At 65.0% G+C, this 557-nt stretch carries 1 pseudogene; it reads right to left on the minus strand.

The features are described 5' to 3' along the window. Positions 1–422, minus strand: a pseudogene (locus tag ABD833_RS10965) (biotin/lipoyl-binding protein); the annotation flags it as partial. Positions 423–557 lie beyond the last annotated feature (135 nt).

A 557-nucleotide genomic window follows, 5' to 3' on the forward strand; every position in this document is an offset into this window, starting at 1 on the left:
GCGCTGAGGGCCGTGCCCTTCGCCCGGTTCTCCCCCAGGGAGCTAATCTTGGCGTCGAGCTGCTCGCTGGTGCGCTGCACGAGCTGGGGGTCGAAGTATTTCTCCTTGACTTCCACGATGTCGACCAGCGTGTCGCCCTGGCGCACGTGCTGGCCCTCGCGCACCCGCCAGCGCTGGATGCGGCCGGCAATGGTGCTGGGTACGGTCTGGGGGCGGTCCTGGGGGCGCAGGGTGGTGAGCGAGCCGGTCGAGCGGATGTTCTGGGTCCAGGGCAGGAAGCCGGCCAGCAGCCCCAGCAGGCCCAGCCCGGCCCCCCAGCGGGCCAGCGTGCGACCCGCCCGCGGGGTTTGCACCCGCGCAAACGAGCGAAAGCGCCCGGTCAGGGGGTTGGATTCGGCCAGAGGGTGTTCGGCGAAAGACATGTATGCTTTACTTAAGAAGTAAGAAGTAAGAAGTAAGCGGTGGGAGGTAAGAGGTGGGAATGAGTGCATAAAAAAGGCGCACCAGCGGTAGGGGGGACTGGCTCTGGCGTCCATTCCTACTTCTTACTTCTTACT

The sequence above is a fragment of the Hymenobacter fastidiosus genome, from assembly GCF_039539565.1.
GTDB lineage: Bacteria > Bacteroidota > Bacteroidia > Cytophagales > Hymenobacteraceae > Hymenobacter > Hymenobacter fastidiosus.